Here is a 1,919-nt window from a genome sequence, read left to right as displayed (position 1 = left end):
CGCGCCCGGATCGCGGCCGCGATCGAGCGGCTGGCGACGGACCGTCATCTCTCGGTCAAGCAGCTCGCCGCCGATCTCGGCTATGCCAGCGTGCCGGCGTTCAGCCACGCGTTCCGCCAGGTCACGGGACGGACGCCGACGGACTTCGCCGGGCAGTCCGGCGGATGACCTCCGCCCAGCTCCGGCGCATGCGCGCGGCAACGGCGGCGTTGACGATTTGTTATGTTTGAATGTGGCCACCTTTGCCATAAATCCATGTAACATGGGGTCCGTCACGCTCTGGGATTCGACCAACATCAGATGGCCAACGCCTTTTTCACCGACCTGATCACCACGATTTCCGAGCGCGGCCGGACGCTGCTGCGTGGCGGTGGCGCCCCCGTCGACAAGCATGACGCGACCAGCCTCGCCGAGCTGTGCGAGGCGCTGGTGTCGGGTGCCGGCGAGGCCTCGGGCACCGCGATGGCGCGCGACGTGCTCGACGGCTATCATGATCTCGACGCCGAGGGCCGCAAGGCGTTCTTCACCGCGCTGGTGCACGATTTCGGTCCGGACACGGCCAGGCTCGGCAAGGCGATCGAGGATTGGCGCGCGGCGCCGTCTGACGAAGGCGCCAGTGCGCTGCATTTCGCATCGGAGCCGCGGCGGCAGGAGCTGATCCGCCGCCTCAACCGCGCCCCGGGCGGCACGCCCGAGCTGGTCGCGATGCGCACCGATCTGTTGGATCTGCTGAAAGCCAATCCGGAGCTCGCCGCGCTCGATCGCGACATCGTGCATCTCTTGAGTTCGTGGTTCAACAGGGGGTTTCTGGTGCTGCGCAAGATCGACTGGTCGACGCCGGCGAACATCCTGGAGCAGATCATCCGCTACGAGGCCGTCCACGAGATCCACGACTGGGACGATCTGCGCCGCCGCATCGATCCGGTCGACCGGCGCTGCTACGCCTTCTTCCATCCGGCGATGCCGGACGCGCCCCTGATCTTCGTCGAGATCGCGCTGACTGAGACCATCCCCGGCGCCATCGCGCCGCTGCTCGCGGTCGACCGCACGCCGGTGCCGGCGGATCGCGCCCGCACCGCGGTGTTCTACTCGATCTCCAACACCCAGCGCGGCCTCGGCGGCATCTCGTTCGGCAACTTCCTGATCAAGCAGGTGGTGGAGGAGCTCCGGCGCGAGCTGCCGAAGCTCGACACTTTCGTCACCCTGTCGCCGGTGCCGGGCTTCATGGGCTGGCTGAAGTCGACTGCCGATGCGACCGAAGAGGATCGCAACGTGCTCAAGCTGCTCAACGAGCCGCGCTGGGTCGAGGACGCATCGATCACTGCCGAGCTGCGCAGCGTGATCGAGCCGCTCGCCGCGCACTACTTCCTCAAGGCGCGTACGTCCAAGGGCAAGCTGATCGACCCCGTCGCCCGCTTCCACCTCGGCAACGGCGCCCGTCTCGAGCGCATCAACTGGCTCGGCGACCTCTCGGCGAAGGGCCAGCGCGAGTCGGCGACTGTCATGGTGAACTATTTGTATCGCCTCGAGGACATCGAGAAGAACCATGAGGCGTACGCGAACGAGGGCGAAGTGGTCGCGTCGAGCGCGGTGAAGAAGCTGCTGCGCGGCGAAGGCCGGCGGCTGCTGGATATGCGGTTGTCGTCGTAATTTCTGCGGGGCCTGCAGCACTGTCTCACGCCCACCTCGCGCCGTTATGAGGCGAACCGTGCACTCCAAACTCCGTCATTGCGAGGAGCGAAGCGACGAAGCAATCCAGGGCTTCGCGCGCAGCCCTGGATTGCTTCGCTGCGCTCGCAATGACGCCGGTGATGCAGTGTGCGCCCGCCACAAAAACCGTCGTCATCCCGGCGAACGCCGGGATCCATAACCACAGGGAGTGGCTTGGGGCAGGCACGTCGTTGGACTTCGCCAAGCCA

2 protein-coding genes and 1 pseudogene are annotated in these 1,919 nt (G+C 66.4%); 2 read left to right on the top strand and 1 reads right to left on the bottom strand.

The annotated features are described in order from the left end of the window. A partial coding sequence (locus BRAS3809_RS32495; protein WP_035660053.1) for a helix-turn-helix domain-containing protein occupies positions 1 to 168 on the top strand: 168 nt, incomplete at its 5' end. Between the two features lie 132 nt (positions 169 to 300). Continuing rightward, positions 301 to 1,650: a malonyl-CoA decarboxylase gene (locus BRAS3809_RS32490; RefSeq protein WP_008966253.1), complete on the top strand. Its 1,350-nt coding sequence runs from the start codon at positions 301 to 303 to the stop codon at positions 1,648 to 1,650. A gap of 25 nt (positions 1,651 to 1,675) precedes the next feature. On the opposite strand, the pseudogene BRAS3809_RS37205 reads toward BRAS3809_RS32490, so the two are convergent. Continuing rightward, a pseudogene (locus BRAS3809_RS37205) lies at positions 1,676 to 1,919 on the bottom strand (hypothetical protein); the annotation flags it as partial.

It is taken from the genome of Bradyrhizobium sp. STM 3809 (assembly GCF_000239795.1).
In the GTDB taxonomy this organism is placed as follows: Bacteria; Pseudomonadota; Alphaproteobacteria; order Rhizobiales; family Xanthobacteraceae; genus Bradyrhizobium.
Note: the sequence above shows the minus strand (reverse complement) of the source record. Positions and strands in the feature narration are given on the sequence as shown.

Bases quoted from the DNA above. Each gene is read 5' to 3' on its own strand.
- BRAS3809_RS32490 (WP_008966253.1), top strand. From the start codon at position 301: ATGGCCAACGCCTTTTTCACCGACCTGATCACCACGATTTCCGAGCGC.